This is a genomic window from Pseudomonas sp. CFBP13528 (assembly GCF_005233615.1).
GTDB lineage: Bacteria > Pseudomonadota > Gammaproteobacteria > Pseudomonadales > Pseudomonadaceae > Aquipseudomonas > Aquipseudomonas fluorescens_AM.
In genome coordinates, this window is sequence record NZ_QGAJ01000016.1 from 22977 (window position 1) to 41158 (window position 18182).

General features: G+C 61.5%; 15 protein-coding genes. 5 read left to right on the forward strand and 10 right to left on the reverse strand.

Annotated elements, in window-relative coordinates; translation table 11 throughout:
• Positions 1–68 precede the first annotated feature (68 nt).
• The 6 genes from PspCFBP13528_RS22755 to PspCFBP13528_RS22780 all read right to left on the reverse strand — a co-directional run bounded on the left by PspCFBP13528_RS22755 (position 69) and on the right by PspCFBP13528_RS22780 (position 10789).
• Complete coding sequence (locus PspCFBP13528_RS22755) at positions 69–1319, reverse strand: OprD family porin (RefSeq protein WP_137201571.1); 1251 nt, start codon at positions 1317–1319, stop codon at positions 69–71.
• Between the two features lie 150 nt (positions 1320–1469).
• On the reverse strand, positions 1470–3152 hold the full coding sequence (locus PspCFBP13528_RS22760) for a J domain-containing protein (RefSeq protein ID WP_137201572.1): 1683 nt from the start codon (positions 3150–3152) through the stop codon (positions 1470–1472).
• Between the two features lie 11 nt (positions 3153–3163).
• Positions 3164–4861, reverse strand: a complete 1698-nt coding sequence (locus PspCFBP13528_RS22765) for a molecular chaperone HscC (RefSeq protein WP_137201573.1) — start codon at positions 4859–4861, stop codon at positions 3164–3166.
• A 163-nt stretch (positions 4862–5024) separates the two neighbouring features.
• A complete protein-coding gene (gene adeC, locus PspCFBP13528_RS22770) occupies positions 5025–6482 on the reverse strand; it encodes an AdeC/AdeK/OprM family multidrug efflux complex outer membrane factor (protein WP_065952007.1) in 1458 nt (485 codons plus the stop codon).
• Complete coding sequence (locus PspCFBP13528_RS22775) at positions 6479–9640, reverse strand: efflux RND transporter permease subunit (protein ID WP_065952006.1); 3162 nt, start codon at positions 9638–9640, stop codon at positions 6479–6481. Before PspCFBP13528_RS22775 ends, adeC begins: the two co-directional genes overlap by 4 nt.
• 3 nt (positions 9641–9643) lie before the next feature.
• A complete protein-coding gene (locus PspCFBP13528_RS22780) occupies positions 9644–10789 on the reverse strand; it encodes an efflux RND transporter periplasmic adaptor subunit (RefSeq protein WP_065952005.1) in 1146 nt (381 codons plus the stop codon).
• Between the two features lie 286 nt (positions 10790–11075).
• Here PspCFBP13528_RS22780 and PspCFBP13528_RS22785 point away from each other — a divergent pair, with 286 nt between their 5' ends.
• Positions 11076–11708, forward strand: a complete 633-nt coding sequence (locus PspCFBP13528_RS22785; protein WP_065952004.1) for a TetR family transcriptional regulator — start codon at positions 11076–11078, stop codon at positions 11706–11708.
• 304 nt (positions 11709–12012) lie between these two features.
• Here the strand turns inward: PspCFBP13528_RS22785 and PspCFBP13528_RS22790 are convergent, their stop codons facing one another.
• Positions 12013–13068: an alkene reductase gene (locus tag PspCFBP13528_RS22790; RefSeq protein ID WP_137201574.1), complete on the reverse strand. Its 1056-nt coding sequence runs from the start codon at positions 13066–13068 to the stop codon at positions 12013–12015.
• Positions 13069–13201: 133 nt separating this feature from the next.
• A complete protein-coding gene (locus tag PspCFBP13528_RS22795) occupies positions 13202–13522 on the reverse strand; it encodes a helix-turn-helix transcriptional regulator (RefSeq protein WP_101219268.1) in 321 nt (106 codons plus the stop codon).
• Positions 13523–13677: 155 nt separating this feature from the next.
• Here PspCFBP13528_RS22795 and PspCFBP13528_RS22800 point away from each other — a divergent pair, with 155 nt between their 5' ends.
• Positions 13678–14262, forward strand: a complete 585-nt coding sequence (locus tag PspCFBP13528_RS22800) for an ACP phosphodiesterase (protein WP_137201575.1) — start codon at positions 13678–13680, stop codon at positions 14260–14262.
• 50 nt (positions 14263–14312) lie between these two features.
• On the opposite strand, the gene PspCFBP13528_RS22805 is transcribed toward PspCFBP13528_RS22800, so the two are convergent.
• Positions 14313–15104 (reverse strand): lysophospholipid acyltransferase family protein, encoded by a 792-nt coding sequence (locus tag PspCFBP13528_RS22805; protein ID WP_137201576.1) that lies wholly within the window; start codon positions 15102–15104, stop codon positions 14313–14315.
• Positions 15104–15859: an L-ornithine N(alpha)-acyltransferase gene (gene olsB / locus PspCFBP13528_RS22810; protein WP_065886188.1), complete on the reverse strand. Its 756-nt coding sequence runs from the start codon at positions 15857–15859 to the stop codon at positions 15104–15106. Before olsB ends, PspCFBP13528_RS22805 begins: the two co-directional genes overlap by 1 nt.
• Positions 15860–16044: 185 nt before the next feature.
• Here olsB and PspCFBP13528_RS22815 point away from each other — a divergent pair, with 185 nt between their 5' ends.
• The 3 genes from PspCFBP13528_RS22815 (at position 16045) to PspCFBP13528_RS22825 (ending at position 18182) form a co-directional block, all read left to right on the forward strand.
• Entirely contained in the window at positions 16045–17118 is a 1074-nt protein-coding gene (locus PspCFBP13528_RS22815) for a serine hydrolase (protein WP_065951999.1), read from the forward strand.
• Positions 17115–17429 (forward strand): amidase, encoded by a 315-nt coding sequence (locus PspCFBP13528_RS22820; protein ID WP_137201577.1) that lies wholly within the window; start codon positions 17115–17117, stop codon positions 17427–17429. Before PspCFBP13528_RS22815 ends, PspCFBP13528_RS22820 begins: the two co-directional genes overlap by 4 nt.
• A gap of 171 nt (positions 17430–17600) precedes the next feature.
• Positions 17601–18182: a YceI family protein gene (locus PspCFBP13528_RS22825; protein ID WP_065951997.1), complete on the forward strand. Its 582-nt coding sequence runs from the start codon at positions 17601–17603 to the stop codon at positions 18180–18182.

Consider the following 18182-nt stretch of genomic DNA (forward strand, 5'->3'; position numbering starts at 1 on the left):
AATGAAAGGCCGCTGCTGGGGCGATCAGCAGCGGCAGGCGCGCACCATACAGTAACTGCGGCGCCGGTTTACAGCAGACTTATCGGGTAGCTGACGATCAACCGGTTTTCATCGAACTCGTTGTTGCTGTAGTCACGCCGCATGCTGGAGTTGCGCCAGCGCAGGGTCAGGTTTTTCAGGCTGCCGCTTTGTACGGTGTAGCCCAATTCGCTTTCGCGGCCCCATTCCTTGCCGTCGGTCACCGTGCCGGTGTGCACGTTGCTGCCGCTGATATAGCGGTTCATCAGGGTAAGGCCCGGTACGCCGAGGGCGGCGAAGTTGTAGTCGTGGCGAACCTGCCAGGATTTTTCCTCGGCGTTGTCGTAGCTCGAGTTATAGCTGTCGTTGGCCAGGGTGCCGCCGCTGGTGCCGTTGACACGCATCCAGGCGCTGTTGCCGGTGAGTTTTTGCAGGCCGACGTAGAAGGTGTTGCCACTGTGGCGCGCGGACAGCAGGCCGGACCAGGTTTTGTTGTCCAGGTTGCCGGCGCGGGCGCTGCCGTCGTCCTTGCCGTAGAAGAACCCCAGGTTGGCGCCCAGGGTCCAGTCGCCTACGGGCTGGCTGTGGATCAGATTGACGAACTGCTGGCTGTAGATGTCCTTGAGCTGGGCATTCCACACCCCGACTTGGGTGCGTTTGTCGTTGAAGGCATATTCGGCGCCCTGGAAGTTGAAACGATCGGACGTGAACGCGGTTTTGCCGGTCATCGACAGGTCGCGCATGCTGCTGTCGTCGCGCGGGCTGTTGGCACGAAACTGACCGCCATACAGGGTCAGGCCATCGATTTCCTTTGACGTGATCTGCCCGCCGCGCAGGGTTTGCGGGAGTGAGCGACCATCGTCCGAGCGCAGGATCGGCAGCACCGGCATCCATTCCCCGACTTTCACTTCAGTCCTGGAAAACCGCGCCTTGAACGCCACGCCCAGGCGCCCGAACGCATTGGCCGGGCGGCCGTCGTGGTCCAGCGGCAACAACTGCGTGCCGCCGGTGCCGCGCCCGCCATCGAGCTTGAGCGAATACAAGCCCAGCACGTCCACACCGAAGCCGACCGTGCCTTGAGTGAACCCGGACTTGGCGTCGAGGATGAAACTTTGCGTCCACTCCTGCGCGCCGCCCTGGGTTTTGGTCGGGTTGGTGTAGTTGCGATTGAAGAAAAAATTACGCAGGTTGAGGTTGGCGCTGGCGTCTTCGAGAAAGCCGTGCTCCTCGGCAAGAGCGGGCAGGGCAAGACTGCTGACAACGCTGGCCAGCAGGAGCTGGCGCGGATGGAAAGTGCTCATGGTATCGGACCTGTTGTTATTGGGGTTATGCAGGTGGCCGCCATGGTGCTGGGTGCTGCGGGGACGGTGAAAGTGGGGCAGAGCGGGTTGTGGGCGATGATCGAACGCAAGTTGCGGGCCTGCGCAATACGCTCAGGCCCAAGCGTCTCGTTACTGTTTGGGCAGGTCGATATGGGACCATGGCACCGCTGGCAGGTAATGCTGCGCGGCGATGATCACCGCCACCATCACCACCAGAAATACCACTTGCAGCGGGCTCCAGAAGGCCCAATGCAGGCCGTTGAGCCACGGAAATTTCAGGCTTTTCTCACCCATGTGGCCGATGCGTTTGCTGTGCAGCAGGTTGATCAGCAGCATCCCGGCATACGTAATCGCTCCCAGAATGCCCAGTGCCAGCCCGCACACCGCGAGCATGGCCAATTGCGGGATGCCGTGGCGTAACACCAGCCAATACTGGTTGGGGTTGACGCGTTTAGGGATCAAATACTGGCTCAGCCACACGTCCGCAACTACAAAGGACGCACTCATCCCGGCCCACATCTGCGTGATCCGAAAGAAGACCACGGCCGGCAAGATCGCCAATACCACTAAGATGAGTACGACCCCGAAGTCCAGCTTTTCGGTTTCAACGTGAACGAGGTTCAGGACAGCGGCCAAGGCAAAGATCGCCCAGAGCCGGATAAGCACATGGACGTAAATCGGTCGTGGGACGAATTTGCGCCAGAAAAACAGGTCGCTTTGGGGCAGGCGTTCGATCAACTGCGGATAACGCCAGGTCAGGGTTTCGCCCAGATGCTGGCAAGCGTTCCATTCGTTTTGGCCAAACCTGCCGATGATGCGCATCTGTTGGGTTGCGGTCATGGGCGTGAGCAACAAGCGCGCGGCCAGGGCATCGGCGCAGGTGCGCCGGGTGTCCTGGGCTTTGTCTTGGAGGCTGATATAAAAGCTTTCCTGCTCGCAACGCGACACCAGGCTGCGCCACATCCACGCGGGTTCCGCAAACACGCCTTTCTGGTCGTCCCAGCCAAAGGCCTGGCATACGCGTTCAAACAGCGGCACGCTCCATTGGGTGTCGTGCAGCAGTTGCAGAATAATGTGTTGCCACTGTTGCTGCTGATCGAACACCCGCAGCCAGGCTTGCTCGTTGTAGTGCGTCAGTTGGGTGATGAACTCGCGCTCGGCCTTTTGCTCCAGCAGTTCCTGCAAGTTGAGGCGATATTCCTGCAACAGCTCACTGGTCAGTGCATCGTGCTGCCATGGCGTCATGGCCACCCGTTGCCAGGGTGTCAGCCATTCCAGCTGTTGCATCGCCCAACGGGTAATTGCACTGCGCTCGCCGGGGGCTTCAAAGCAGTGGCGCAGCAGGCCGGCCTGGAAGGCGTCGCTGAAGTCCTGTTGCCGGGCCTGGGCCCAGCGTTCATCGAGGTTGTCGGCGTTGAGGCCGGTGAGCAACGCGTGGACCGGGTCAGGTTTTGGCGCTTCAAAGGGCGCGGGGCTGAGCGTACTGACGTCCATCAGCTCGGCCAGATCGTAGGCGCCTTTGGGCGCAGGTGCCTCGAACGCAGCAGGGCTCAAGGGACGGACATCCATCAGCTCGGCCAGATCCTTGAGGTGGCTGTCAGTCTGTTCGACGACGGCAGTTGCGCGCTGTTCCTCTTCGTTGTCTGCACGCCAGCGTGCGTACCCCAATGCAGCCTCATAGGCTTCGCGCAGACGCTGGAACCCTTCGGGATCATCGTCCGGGCGGCAGCTTTTCAGCAGTCGCGCGTAGGTTCGCTTGATGGTCCGTTCGTCGGCATCGTCCGCCAATTGCAACACTGTCCAACAGTCCATGTGGATTTCCTTCAGCGCCAGAACCCGTTATCGAGTTGCTCAAGTTGTCGGGTCAGTTCGCTGCGGGCCTCACGGATGCGGCGCTCGTCCTGGGTGTCGAGCACTTGCTGAAACTGCGCGGCCCAGTGTCCGAGTTGCTCGCGCAGCTCGCCCAGGCTTTCCTGGTAGAGCCGTTCGAGGCGGGCGGTCAGCACGGTGTTGACCTGCTGGTCGCGCGGGTGAATTTTCAACAATGCCAACGCTTGCAGGCGTTGCTGGATCTCTTGCGGGCTGAGCACGCCAGGATTGTTTTCGATCACCAGCGAGTGCTGCTCGCCGGTCAGCGGAATGTTCACCTGGGCTTCGAGCAAACCGTTGTTGTCGTAGGTGAAGCGCACGTCCAGTGAGACTTCGCCAGCCTTGCGCTTGGGCACGGGGATTTCCAACTGGCCCAGTTCGATGTTGTCTTTCACCAGACGGCTTTCGCCTTGGTAGATTTTCAGCAGCACGCGGGGCTGGTCGTCGTAGAGCGTGACCACGCTTTTGACCCGGCTCACCGGCACGCTGCTGTTGCGTTCGATCAGCGGCAGGTAATGCCCGCTTTCGATATGGCCGCCGTACTGGTTCGAGGTTTCGATACCCAGGGTGTAGGGGCAGACGTCGGTCAGCACGATTTCTTCCAGTGCCGCCGAGCGGGCTTTGAGCGCGGCCTGGATCGCCGCGCCGTGGGCGACCACCTGGTCCGGGTCGAGGCTGATGGACGGGAAACGCCCGAACAAACCAGCGGCCAGTTTGCGCACCAGCGGCATGCGCGTGGTGCCGCCGACCAACAGGATTTCATCCAGGTCACCGACCCGAATGCGTGCGTCTCGCAGGGCGCGTTCAATCGGTGCGCGCAGGCGTTCCAACAAGGGCGTGTAGAGCTTGGCGAGTTCGGCCTGGGTGATGGTTGTGACCCACTGTTGGCCATCGATACGCAGGGCGAACTCGGCGCTGTCGTCCTGGCCCAAGGCTTTGCGCACGCGCTCGGCTTCGCGACGCAGGGCTTGCAACACACTGCGGGTGGGCGGGAAACCCTGGGCATTGCGCTGGCTGTCGACGAAGTGTTCCAGCAACAACGTGTCGAAGTCTTCGCCGCCCAGGAAGTTGTCGCCGGCGCTGGCGCGTACTTCCATTACACCGTCGAACAGCTCGATGATCGACACGTCAAAGGTGCCGCCGCCGAGATCGAAAACCAGGAACGAGGTTTCCCTGTCACGCTGGTGCAAGCCATAAGCCAAGGCGGCGGCGGTGGGTTCGTTGATCAGTTTTTCAACATTGAGCCCCGCCAGTTCACCGGCAATGCGCGTGGCTTTGCGCTGGCCGTCGCTGAAGTAGGCGGGCACGCTGATCACCGCTTCGGTGACGGTTTGGCCATAGGTGCGCTCGATGTCTTCCTTGAGGCTTTTGAGGACCAGCGCCGACAGCTCTTCGGGGCGGAACGAGCGGTCGCCCAGGCGCACTTCGGTGGCACTGCCCATGTAGCGCTTGAACAGCGACGTGGTCAGGTGCGGGTGAGTATGCAGGCGTTCCTTGGCGGCTTGGCCCACCAGGATGCGGCCTTGATCATCCATGCCTACCACGCTTGGGGTCAGCAACTGGCCAAGGGCATTGGGCACCATTTCGGCGGCATCGCCGCGCCACACGGCGGCCAGGCTATTGGTCGTGCCCAGGTCAATGCCTACGATCATTACGACAAGCTCCCTCTGTGGTCTGTAAGAATCTGTTACCAATCTTACCCTGAAAGGTTGAAGTGAAGGCAAGCCAGCGCCCACCTTTGATTCGCAGGGGTTAGTGACATGGCAAAAAAAAACCGCTTCCGGTAAGGGAAGCGGTTTGATTAGACAGGCGCTATCAGAACAACTTGAGCGGCGGCGCTTGTTCTTTCACCGGCTCGTTCTTCGCGGTCTGCTCATTCCAGCCGCCGCCGAGGGCCTTGTACAGGTTGACCTCGCTGGTCAGCTGCGCCAGGCGGTCGGTGATCAGCGATTGCTGGGCACTGAACAGTTGGCGCTGGGCATCAAGGAAGGTCAAATTGCTGTCCACACCGATGCGGTAGCGACGCTCGGCCAGGCGGTAGTAGTCCTGGTTGGCGGCGACGAAGCCACGTTGGGCATCCAGTTGCTGCTTGTAGGTTGCCCGCGCGGCCAGGCCGTCGGAGACTTCCTGGAAGCCGGTCTGGATGGCCTTCTCGTAGTTGGCCACGTTGATCTCTTTCTGGATCTTCGAGTAGTCCAGGCTTGCGCGCAGGCTACCGGCGTTGAAGATCGGGATGTTGATCTGCGGTGCGAACGACCAGGTGCCCGAGCCGCCCTTGAACAGGCCGCCCAGGTTCGGGCTGGCGGTGCCGGCGCTGGCGGTCAGGCTGATGCTCGGGAAGAACGCCGCACGGGCCGCACCGATGTTGGCGTTGGCGGCCTTGAGGTTGTACTCGGCCTGGACGATGTCGGGACGCCGTTGCAGCAGGTCCGACGGCAGGCCGGCGGGTACTTCGCTGAGCAGGTCATCAGACAGTGGCTTGCTGGCGATATTCGCCGGCAGGCCGGTGCCCAGCAGCAGGGTCAGGCTGTTTTCGTCCTGGGCCACCTGGCGCGTATACCGGGCAAGCTGCACCCGGGCGTTTTCCACCGAGGTGCGCGCCTGGCTCAGGTCGAGGGCCGAGGCCACGCCGACTTCGTTGCTGCGCGAGGTCAGCTTGAAGCTCTGCTCGAACGCCCCGAGGGTGTCCTGGGTCAGCTTGAGCAGTTCCTTGTCGGCCTGCCAGGTCAGGTAGGCATTCGCCACGCTGGCCACCAGGCTGATCTGGGTGCTGCGCCGCGCTTCTTCGGTGGCGAAGTACTTCTGCAATGCTTCTTCGCTCAGGCTGCGCACGCGGCCAAACAGGTCCAGCTCATAAGAGCTGATCCCCAGGCCCACCGAGTACTGGCTGGAAATGCTCGATTCGCCGGTCTGCGACAGCCGCGCCGGGGTACGCGAACGGGTGCCGTTGCCGGTGGCCGAGACGGCCGGGAACAGGTCGGCACGCTGGATCTGGTACTGCGCCGCATAGGCGTCGATGTTCAGGGCCGCGACGCGCAGGTCACGGTTGTTCACCAGCGCGGTCTGGATCAGCTGTTGCAGGACAGGGTCATGGAAAAACTGCTTCCAGCCTTGCTCCGCGGCAGCCTGGCCCGGCGCCTGGGCCGACGAGTACGCCGGCCCCTGCGGGAACTGCGCCGCTACCGGCGCTTCGGGGCGCTGGTAGTCGGGGATAAGCGAGCAGCCACTGAGCACGAAGGCGGTGACGGCTAAGGAAAGTAGCGACTTGCTCATTGGCCAGCCTCTTTAGGAGTTTCAGTGGTGTTTTTCTGTTTGCGTTCGCCGGCGGAAGACACGGTTGCGTAGAACAGTGGCACCCAGAAGATCGCCAGCACGGTCGCGGTGATCATACCGCCGATCACGCCGGTACCGATCGCGTGCTGGCTGCCCGAGCCTGCGCCGCTGGAAATCGCCAGCGGCAATACGCCGAGCACGAACGCCATGGACGTCATGATGATCGGGCGCAGACGCATGCGGGATGCCTCGATGGCCGCCTCCACAATGCCCTTGCCTTGCTCGTGCAGCTCCTTGGCGAACTCCACGATCAGGATCGCGTTTTTCGCTGCCAGGCCCACCGTCACCAACAGGCCGACCTGGAAGAACACGTCGTTGGACAAGCCGCGCATGCTGGTGGCGATCAACGCACCGATCACACCCAGCGGGACTACCAGAATCACCGCAATCGGGATCGACCAGCTTTCATACAAGGCGGCGAGACACAGGAACACCACCAGCAGCGACAGGGCATACAGCGCAGGCGCCTGGGAGCCGGACAGACGTTCTTCGTACGACAGGCCTGTCCAGGCATAGCCGATGCCGGCCGGCAGTTCCTTGGCAATCCGCTCGACTTCCGCCATCGCGTCACCGGTACTGTAGCCAGGCGCCGGCGTGCCGAGGATTTCCATGGCCGCTACACCGTTGTAACGCGAGAGCTTCGGCGAGCCGTAGATCCACTTGCCCGACGAAATGGCCGACAGCGGCACCATCTTCCCGGAGTCGGCGCGCACGTACCATTTGTCCAGGTCTTCCGGCGACATACGGCTGGCCGCATCACCCTGTACATACACCTTCTTCACCCGACCACGGTCGATGAAGTCGTTGATGTAGCTGCCGCCCAGCGCGATGGCCAGGGTCTGCTGGATGTCCGACAGGCTGATGCCCTGGGCGCTGGCTTTCTCGTCATCGACGGTCAGTTCGTACTGCGGCTCATCGTTCACGCCGTTGGGCCGCACGCCCGCCAGTATCTTGCTTTGGGCCGCCGCACCGAGGAACTGGTTACGGGCTGCCATCAGCTTGTCGTGGCCGACGCCACCCTGGTCTTGCAGGAACACGTCGAAGCCGGTGGCGTTACCCAGTTCCAGAACCGAAGGCGGCACGATGGCAAATACCATGGCGTCCTTGAAGGCCCCGAAGAAGTAACCCTGGGCGCGCTTGGCCACTTCGAATACCGACTGGGACGAATCGCGCTCGTCCCATGGCTTGAGCATCACGAATGCCAGACCCGAGCTCTGGCCGCGGCCGGCAAAGTTGAAGCCGTTCACGGTAAATACCGACTTCACGGCCTTGCCTTCGCCCGGCTCGCCTTCCTTGTCATGCAGCAGGAAGGCGCGCATGTCGTCGATGACTTTTTGCGTACGCTCGGCCGAGGCGCCCACGGGTGTCTGTACCTGGGCGAAGATCACGCCCTGGTCTTCCTCAGGCAGGAACGCGCTCGGGATACGGGTGAACATCCAGATCATGCCGGCCAGGATCAGCGCATACACGATGAAGGCCGGGATCTTGTGCTTGATCATGCCGCCCACGCCGCGCTCGTACTTGAGTACGCCGCTGTCGAAGGTGCGGTTGAACCAGCCGAAGAAGCCGCGCTTGGGTTGGCCGTGTTTTTCCGGGTCGATCGCCTTGAGCATGGTGGCGCACAGGGCCGGGGTGAAGATCAGGGCAACCAGTACCGACAACGCCATCGCCGACACAATGGTGATGGAGAACTGCCGGTAGATCACGCCGGTGGAGCCGCCGAAGAAGGCCATCGGCAGCAATACCGCCGAGAGTACCAGGGCAATACCCACCAGGGCGCCCTGGATCTGGCCCATGGACTTGATGGTCGCTTCCTTGGGTGACAGGTGCTCCTCGGCCATGACCCGCTCGACGTTTTCCACCACGACGATGGCATCGTCCACCAGCAGGCCGATGGCCAGGATCATGCCGAACATGGTCAGGGTGTTAATGGTGAAACCGAACGCCGCCAGGATCCCGAACGTACCCAGCAGTACCACCGGTACGGTCATGGTGGTGATGATGGTGGCGCGGAAGTTCTGCAGGAACAGGAACATCACCAGGAACACCAGCACGATCGCTTCGATCAGGGTGTGAACCACACCGGAGATCGATTCGGTCACTACCGGGGTCGTGTCGTACGGCACCACGGCTTTCATGCCTGGCGGGAAGAACGGCTCCAGGGATGCCACGGTGGCGCGGATCGCTTTACCGGTGTCCAGGGCGTTCGCCCCGGCGGCCAGCTTGATCGCCATACCGGACGCCGGCTTGCCGTTGAACTGCGCGCTGATGCTGTAGTTCTGGCCGCCCAGTTCAATACGTGCAACGTCGCCCAAGCGCACTTGCGAGCCGTCGGCATTCACCTTCATCAGGATCTTGGCGAACTCTTCGGCGCTTTGCAGGCGCGTCTTGCCGATGATGGTGGCGTTCAATTGAGTGCCGGGCAGGGCAGGCAGGCCGCCCAGTTGGCCGGTGGCCACCTGCACGTTCTGAGCCTTGATGGCGTTGCTGACATCCACCGGGGTGAGCTGGAAGTTGTTCAGCTTGGCCGGGTCAAGCCAGATACGCATGGCGTACTGCGAACCGAAGACCTGGAAGTCACCCACACCCGAGGTACGGGAAATCGGGTCCTGGATGTTGGACACGATGTAGTTGGAGAGGTCGTCCTTGGTCATGCTGCCGTCTTCCGACACCAGACCGATCACCATCAGGAAGTTCTTCACCGACTTGGTCACGCGGATACCCTGCTGCTGCACTTCTTGCGGCAGCAGTGGGGTCGCCAGGTTCAGCTTGTTCTGAACTTGAACCTGGGCGATGTCCGGGTTGGTACCCTGGTTGAACGTCGCAGTGATGGTCATGCTGCCGTCGGAGTTACTGTCCGAGGCCACATAGCGCAGGTTGTCGATACCATTGAGCTGTTGCTCGATGACCTGTACCACGGTGTCCTGCACGGTTTGTGCGGACGCGCCTGGGTAGGTCACCTGGATGTCAATGGCGGTTGGCGCAATGGCCGGGTATTGGTTGATAGGCAGCTTCAGGATCGACAGTGCCCCGACCAGCATGATCACCAGGGCAATTACCCAGGCGAAAATGGGACGGTCGATAAAAAATTTCGACATGGATTACTCCCCTTTGCCAGCAGCGGCAGCAGGAGCGGCAGAACCGGCGGGCTTGGCGTTGCCGGCTTCGGTGACTTTCACCTCGGCGCCCGGCTTGACGTACTGCAAGCCTTCGGTGATGACGCGATCGCCGGCGTTGAGGCCTTTCTCTACCAGCCAATAGGCGCCGGCAGTACGGTTGGCTACCAGTTCACGCTGCTCGACCTTGTTGTCGGCATTGACGATCAGGGCCGTCGGGGTCCCCTTCAGATCACGGGTCACGCCCTGTTGCGGCGCGAGGATGGCCTTGCTGTTCACACCGGCCTGCAGTTGGGCGTGCACGAACATACCCGGCAGCAGCACATGGTCGGGGTTGGGGAACACGGCGCGCAGGGTCACGGAACCGGTGGTCTGGTCGACCGACACTTCAGAGAACTCCAGTTTGCCTTGCTGGCCGTAGTCGCTGCCGTCTTCCAGGGTCAGCTTGACCATGGCGGCGTTGTCGCCGGATTTTTGCAGTTGGCCGCTTTCCAGGTCTCGACGCAGTTTCAGCATTTCGGCCGAGGACTGGGTGACGTCGACGTAGATCGGGTCCAGCTGCTGGATCACGGCCATGGCGTCGGCCTGGCCGTTGCTGACCAGGGCGCCTTCGGTTACCGCAGAGCGGCCGATACGCCCGGAAATCGGCGCGAAAACCTTGGTGTAGCGCACGTTGATCTGCGCGCTCTGCAGGTCGGCCTCGGCGGTCATGCGGTCGGCGACGGCGGTGTCGTATTCCTGGCGGCTGACGGCTTGCTCATCGATCAGTTGCTTGTAGCGATCGGTGATCGATTTGGTCTGCGTCAGCTTGGCCTGGGCGCTCTTGAGCGTGGCCTCATACACCGACGGATCGATCTGGTAGAGCTGCTGCCCTTCCTTCACGTCGGCGCCTTCCTTGAACAGGCGCTTGAGAATGATGCCGTTCACCTGAGGGCGCACTTCGGCAATGCGGTAGGCCGTGGTGCGGCCCGGCAGCTCGGTGGTCAGGGTAAAGGCTTGCGGTTGAATAGTGACCACGCCGACCTGAGGGGTTTGAGCGGGCGGAGCCGCTTCTTCCTTTTTACATCCGCTGAGCAGCGATGCCAGGGCGACGGCAGTGACCAGAGCGGTAACAGCTGGCTTAAGTTGCATGAAGATCCTCGGGTCAGGCGCGCAGGGTGCGCACAAGAAGTGTGGAAGGGTAAAAAACAAGCCGTGAGTGGATAAGTAGCTTGCTACGCAATATACTTACGTTCATGGTTGTTTGTAAACTCTTGACAGGCTCGGCGCAATGCTGACAAAGCAGCGCCCAAAGCCTCGATTTTAGTACGTTCGGCGCCCATGACGGTGTCGTCCCACAATTATTCAGATGATCGTTCACGCCTATTAACGTCGCGTTAACGATAGTCCCCAGTGTTCTGATTGAGGTTTTACTGCCATGGTTCGTCGCACCAAAGAGGAAGCTCAGGAAACGCGCAGCCAGATCCTCCAAGCCGCCGAGCAAGCCTTTTATGAACGTGGCGTTGCACGGACCACGCTGGCGGACATTGCCGCCCTGGCCGGCGTGACGCGCGGTGCTATTTACTGGCATTTCAGTAACAAGTCCGATTTGCTGCAGGCCCTGCTCGACACGCTGCACGAACCCTTGGACGAATTGGCCCGGGCCAGTGAAAGCGAGGATGAAGTCGACCCGTTGGGGTGCATGCGCAAACTGCTGATTCATCTCTATCATCAAGTGGCCCTGGACCCGAAAACCCGGCGCATCAACGAGATCTTGTTTCATAAGTGCGAGTTCACCGATGAAATGTGTGACATGCGCCGCCAGCGCCAGGCCCATAGCCTGGAGTGCAACCTGCGCATCGGTCTGACGTTGCGTAACGCGGTGCATCGCGGGCAATTACCGGACGGTCTTGATACCCACCGTGCTGCGGTGTGCCTTCATGCGTACATCCACGGCCTTATCGGCCAGTGGCTGCTGGTGCCTGAAAGCTTTCAACTGCATCAGGACGCCGAGCGCTGGGTGGACGCAGGGCTGGACATGCTGCGCTTGAGCCCCAGCCTGCGCAATTGAGACAAAATGCGTAATTGCGACCAGTTGTGTCAACAGTAAAGCCCAAGGACGGTCAATCGTCCTTCTGCCTGATTGAAGGGGTGACTTTATATACGGACTGGCGGGCGGTTGATAGGTAGCGGCCTAAGTATTTTGTAGCGATATTGTTGCGGTTCTGTGAAGCGATGTTTCCAAGACGAAACATGCGGTCAAAAATGTGGGAGGGGGCTTGCTCCCGATAGCGGTGTGTCAGTCACTGATGTGTTGACTGAAGCTCCGCTATCGGGAGCAAGCCCCCTCCCACATTGCTTTGTGTTTCGGTCAGTTAGATCGGCAGGGTTGGGTAGTCGATATAGCCGACCGGGCCTTTGCCGTAGAAAGTTTCCGGGTGCGGCTCGTTCAACGGCGCATCGGCCTTCAGGCGTGCCGGCAGGTCCGGGTTGGCAATGAACGGTATGCCGAACGCCACTGCATCGGCCTTGCCGGCGGCCAGCCAGGCGTTGGCGCTGTCTTTGGTGAAGCGTTCGTTGGCGATGTACACGCCGCCGAAGGCTTTTTTCAGTTGCGGGCCGAGGCTGTCTGCGCCTTCTTTTTCACGGGAACAGATGAAGGCAATGCCACGCTTGCCCAGTTCGCTGGCGACGTAGGTGAAGGTTTCCGCCAGGTTGTCATCGCCCATGTCGTGGGCGTCGGCACGCGGTGCCAGGTGCACGCCCACGCGGCCCGCGCCCCAGACCTCGATGGCGGCGTCGGTCACTTCCAGCAACAGGCGCGCACGGTTTTCCAGGGAGCCGCCGTATTGGTCGGTGCGCTGGTTGGTGCTGCTTTGCAGGAACTGGTCGAGCAGGTAGCCGTTGGCACCGTGGATTTCCACGCCGTCGAAACCGGCGGCCTTGGCGTTTTCGGCGCCGGTGCGGTAAGCGTCGATGATGTCGGCGATTTCAGCGGTTTCCAGGGCGCGTGGGGTGGGGTAGTCGGCCAGCGGGCGTACCAGGCTGACGTGGCCTTCGGCCTGGACCGCGCTCGGCGCCACCGGGGCCTCGCCATTGAGGTACGACTCATGGGAGATGCGGCCGACGTGCCACAGTTGCAGGAAGATCTTGCCGCCTGCGCCGTGCACGGCCTTGGTGATGTTGGCCCAGCCGCGCACCTGGTCGTTCGACCAGATCCCCGGTGTGTCCGGGTAACCCACGCCCATGGGCGTCACGGAAGTGGCTTCGCTGAGGATCAGCCCGGCGGATGCGCGCTGCACGTAATACTCGGCCATCAGCGCGTTGGGAACGCGGCCTTCATCGGCACGGCAGCGGGTCAGCGGCGCCATGATGATGCGGTTCGACAGTTCCAGGTCGCCCAGTTTTATCGGATCAAAAATAGTCGTCATGGGAATGTACCTTTCTCTTCAAGTTGATCAGTTGGTGGCGGGGGCCAGGTCGGCATCGCCGTTCTGACGGAAAGTAATCAGGGTCACCGGCAGCGCGAGAATCATTAGCAATGAGCGCGGCATTTTCGGCTCCTTATTGCGGCGCAGGGGCGCTGAGTTCGGCGATGAGCGCTGCGAGGAAGGCTTGGATGGTTTCCTCATTGCGTCTGAAAAAGTGCCACTGCCCGGCTTTCTGACTGGTGATCAAGCCCGCCCGTTGCAAGGTCGCCAGGTGGGCCGACACGGTCGACTGGGACAAGCCGCAGCGCTGGTCGATCTGCCCGGCGCAGATGCCGTATTCGTGGTTGTGCAATTGCTCGGGAAACTGCACTTTCGGGTCTTTCAGCCAGGTGAGGATGTCTCGTCGTACTGGGTGGGCCAGGGCTTTTATTATTTCGTCGAGGTCGATCGGCATGGCAGGGTGCTCGGTGGCGTAAAACGTTATATCGCGATGAGGCGAACTTTAAATCGTCGTATTCCGATATACCAATATGATTTTGATCTGGAATCAGCACGAATCGGTATATCGGGTTATAACGATATGATGGCCGCAGTGGTAGACTGCGCGCCATGAATTATCTCGCACATCTGCACCTGGGCGGCCAACGGCCTGCGCAATTGCTGGGCAGCCTGTATGGCGACTTCGTCAAAGGCCGTCTGCAGGGCCAGTTCAACCCGCAAATCGAAGCGGCGATCCAGTTGCATCGCGCCATTGACCGATTCACCGACAGCCACCCATTGGTGGGGGCCGCGTTGTCGCGCTTCAGCCTGACCCGCAGGCGCTATGCCGGGATCGTGCTCGACGTGTTCTTCGACCATTGCCTGGCGCGGGATTGGGCGCTGTATGCCGATCAGCCGCTGGAGCGCTTCACCGCGCAGGTGTACCGCGTGCTCGCCGCAGAACCTGCATTGCCGGGGCGGCTGGCGCAGATTGCGCCGTATATGGCGGCGGATGACTGGCTGGGGTCTTATCGTGAGTTTGCGGTGATGGAGCAGGTGCTGCGCGGGATTTCGCGGCGGCTGACGGACCCGGAGGCGTTAGGATTTGCGATGCGTGAGTTGCGCGAGCTCTATGAGCCTTTGAGTGAGGATTTCCGGGCTTTCTACCCCGAATTACAGAGCTTTGCACGTATCCAGCTGACCACTGAGGTCTAAATGTGGGAGGGGGCAAGCCCCCTCCCACATTTAGAGTGTATTGACAGCATTCAGGCGGCAAACGCTGGTCGCACATGCGCCTGCTCACTCTCCGGCAACGGCCCGAACAACGCCTTCTGCACCGCCTGCTGCGCCTGATAGGCCAGCGCCGCGCGCTCCTGCCCGGCGCAGGCAATCGGATTGAGCAGATGAATCTCCACATCGCCCTGGTCATTGGCGAACAGCCGCATCAGGTGCGACAGCAAATCATCATCGCCGATGAACGGCGCCAGTGAGTCCACCGCACCGTCGCGCAGATACCGTATCGCCACCGGTTGCAGCGACACATCCGCATCGATCGCACTGGCCAGCAAGCGCCCGTGAAAGGTGCGCAGGCTGCGTCCGTCGGTGGTGGTGCCTTCCGGAAACATCAGCAGCGGGTGGCGTTGCTCCAGATGACGGGTCATCTGCTTGCGGATCAATTGGCTGTCACCTGAACCGCGACGAATGAACAGGCTGCCGGCCTTGGCCGCCAACCAGCCGGCCACCGGCCAGGTGCGCACTTCGGCTTTGGACAGAAACGACAGTGGAGTGACCATGCCCAGCAGCGGAATATCCGTCCAGGACACATGATTGCTCACCCACAGCATCGGCGTTTGCGGCAGCTCGCCGTGCACCGTCACGCGAAAGGGCAGGGCATTGGTCAGCCGTGCCATGAAGAACCGCGACCATCGCTGGCGCCGCACCATTGAGTTGGCCACCCCCAGGCGCTCGAACAGGCCAAACACACTGGCCATGCTCAGGCCCAGTGCCACCACCAGCAGCACCCGGGCGATGCGTCCGTACACGCGCAGGCGGCCCATCACATCGCCGCCTTGAAGTGGCGCGCATAGCGCGGGCACAGCTGATCGCGTTTGAGCAGGATGAACACGTCGGCCACCTGGAAATCTTCGTCCCAGCACGGTTCGCCGCAGATCTTCGCCCCCAGGCGCATATAGGCCTTGAGCAGTGGCGGCATTTCGGCGATGACGTTGGAGGGCAGATCCAGTGCCGGCAGTGGCTTTTTCGGCTCGGCGCGCAGGTGCTCGTTGCACAGGTAGCGCTCGCGCAGACGCTGCATGATCGCGTGGGCCTGGATGCCGCCATCGTGCATCGGGATACTCGCGCAGCCCATCAGGTAGCTGTAGCCACCCTGGTTGAGTACCTCGGCCAACTCACCCCACAACACCGCGATGGTGCCGCCGTTGCGGTAGGCCGGGTCGACGCAGGTGCGGCCGATTTCCAGGATCGGACCCTGCAAGTGCAACAAGCCATGCAGGCTGAACTCCTCCTCGCTGTAGAACCGGCCCAAGGTGCTGGCGGCCTGGTGGTCGAGCAAACGGGTGGTGGCGACGAGCCGACCGCTGTTCAAATCCCGCACGCCGATGTGGCTGCAGTGAACATCATAGTCATCCATGTCCAGGCCCAGTTCCGCGCCCTTCAGCTTGGCATTGAACTCGCCGCTGAACACGTTGAACCGCAGGGCCTGGGCTTCCTGCAAGGCCTGTGCGCCGACCAGGCGTTCGGCTTGCAGGCGGCGTTCATTGCCTTTGTCGCTGATGCGGGCGATCTGAGTCATAGCGAGTCTCCGAGTGCCGGCCAGGTTGCGGCCGGTCGACTTTGTTGTCCAAAGTCAGGCTATGTAGCCTCGGTGTCATCTCCGTGAAGTTACGGTGACGGTTGGGTGACAGGCCCTATGTCGCAAATCTGTCATGGGCCTGCGCTAGGCTCGCGGGCTTGAATGCCCCCCTTGAGTTTGTGCCCATGGTCCGAGGCCTGTTGTGCGTTGTTGTGCTGTTCGTCACCGTTACTGCCCGCGCTGAAATCTGGCCCGAAAAAGAATGGGCCACGGGCAAGCCACTCCAGGGTCCCGCTGTCGATGCCCTGAACGCCTATGCTTTTCCCACCCGTGACGACGCCACCCGCGATGGCATCCGCACCGATGCGCTGCTGGTGATTCGTGACGGCGAAATTATCTATGAACGCTACGCCGCGCCCACCACCGCCAGCACGCCGCACCTGACCTGGTCGGTGAGCAAAAGCCTGATGGCCACCGTACTCGGCGTGGCCTACGGCGAAAACCGCTTCAAGCTGAGCGACCCCGTTGCGCGTTTCTACCCGCCGATGAGACAGCACCCCAAGGTGACCATGGCCGACCTGCTGCACTGGGCCTCGGGCCTGGATTGGCAGGAAGACTACGAGTACGCACCGTTGAAGTCCTCGGTGGTGGCGATGCTCTATACCCGAGGACGTGCCGATATGGCCGAGTTTGCCGCCAATACCGACGCCGCTGCTGCACCGGGCCAGGCGTTTCGTTATTCCAGTGGCGACAGCAACATCTTGTCTGCGGCCCTCAAAGGTATGCTCGGCCACAAGGCGTATATGAGCTATCCATGGGATGTACTGTTCGAGCCGCTGGGTATTCGCAATGCGACCTGGGAAACCGATGCCGATGAAACCTTCGTCGCCTCGTCCTATGCCTACCTCACCGCCCGGGACTTGGCGCGTGTCGGGCTACTGATGGCACGGGACGGGCGCTGGGGCGAGCAACAGTTGCTGCCTAAAGAATGGGTGGCCTTCAATCGGCAGCCGTTCGACAAATACAAAAGCGGCCAGGATGAAGCAGTCCCCGGCGGCCAGTGGTGGCTCAACACAGGCGCGTCCAAACCCTGGCCCGATGCCCCCGCCGACACCTTCGCCGCCCTCGGCCACTGGGGCCAGGCGCTGTTTGTACTGCCGGACGAACACCTGGTGATCGTGCGCTACGGCGATGACCGCGACGGCAGCTACCGGCATAACGAACTGCTCAAGCGCGTACTGGCGGCGGTGCAGCCATGATCCGCCGTCGGCCGTTTACCAGTCTGTTAGTGCTGCTGTTGCTCGCCCTGCTGGGCTGGGTGTGGCATGAGCGCGTCAACCTGCAAGCCTTCCCTGACATCATCGCGGCGTACACGGCCAAGGAGTATTGCTCGTGCCGGTATGTGGAGAACAATCCTGCGCAGTATTGCCTGGGGTATGTGAAGCAGTATGTGCCGACCAGTTGGTTTATCGACACGCCGGAGCGCAGTGAAGTGACGGCGAGTGGGTTGGGGCGTACGCATACGGCGCGGTGGATGGGGGAGAGGCAGGGGTGTCGGTTGCTGCCATGAAGTATCAGGCGCCTGTTGCAATGCGCCAGCTTGCTCCCGTTAGCGGTGGGCCAGTCATCAATGTTTGGCTGACACGCCGTCATCGGGGGCAAGCCCCCTCCCACATTGGATTTGCGCCGTTCGTGAGATTGCGCTTAAGGTTCATCCAGATTTTTTGCCCCATGAGCCTTTATGTTCAATCTCAAACCTCTGGTCTTCGCATTGCTGACCTGTGCCACCGTGCCTGCCCACGCCGACTGGTACCTGGATAACGAATCCTCACGCCTGTCCTTCGTCACCACCAAAAACACCGAGATTGCTGAAGTGCACCGCTTCCTGGTGCTGCACGGCAAGGTCGACAGCCAGGGCGCGGCCCAGGTGCAGGTGGAGCTGGAGTCGATCAACAGCGGTATCCCGCTGCGTGACGAGCGCATGCGTAAGCAGCTGTTCGAGATCAAGCAGTTTCCCGAAGCGTTGATCAGCACGCAGATCAACCTGCAACCGATCAATGACTTGGCGTCCGGTGCGCAGTTGGAATTGCGCCTGCCGCTGAGCATCACCGTGCATGGCAAGACCCACACGTACAACGCCGAGCTGTTGGCCACGCGTCTGGATGACCGGCGCTTTCAGGTCGTGACCCTGGAGCCGGTGGTGGTGCGCGCCGAAGATTTCGAGCTGCAACCCGGTGTGGCGGCGTTGCGCAAGGCGGCGGGGTTGAAGTCGATCAGTTTGTCGGTGCCGGTGGGTGCGGTACTGATCTTCACGGCGCGCTGA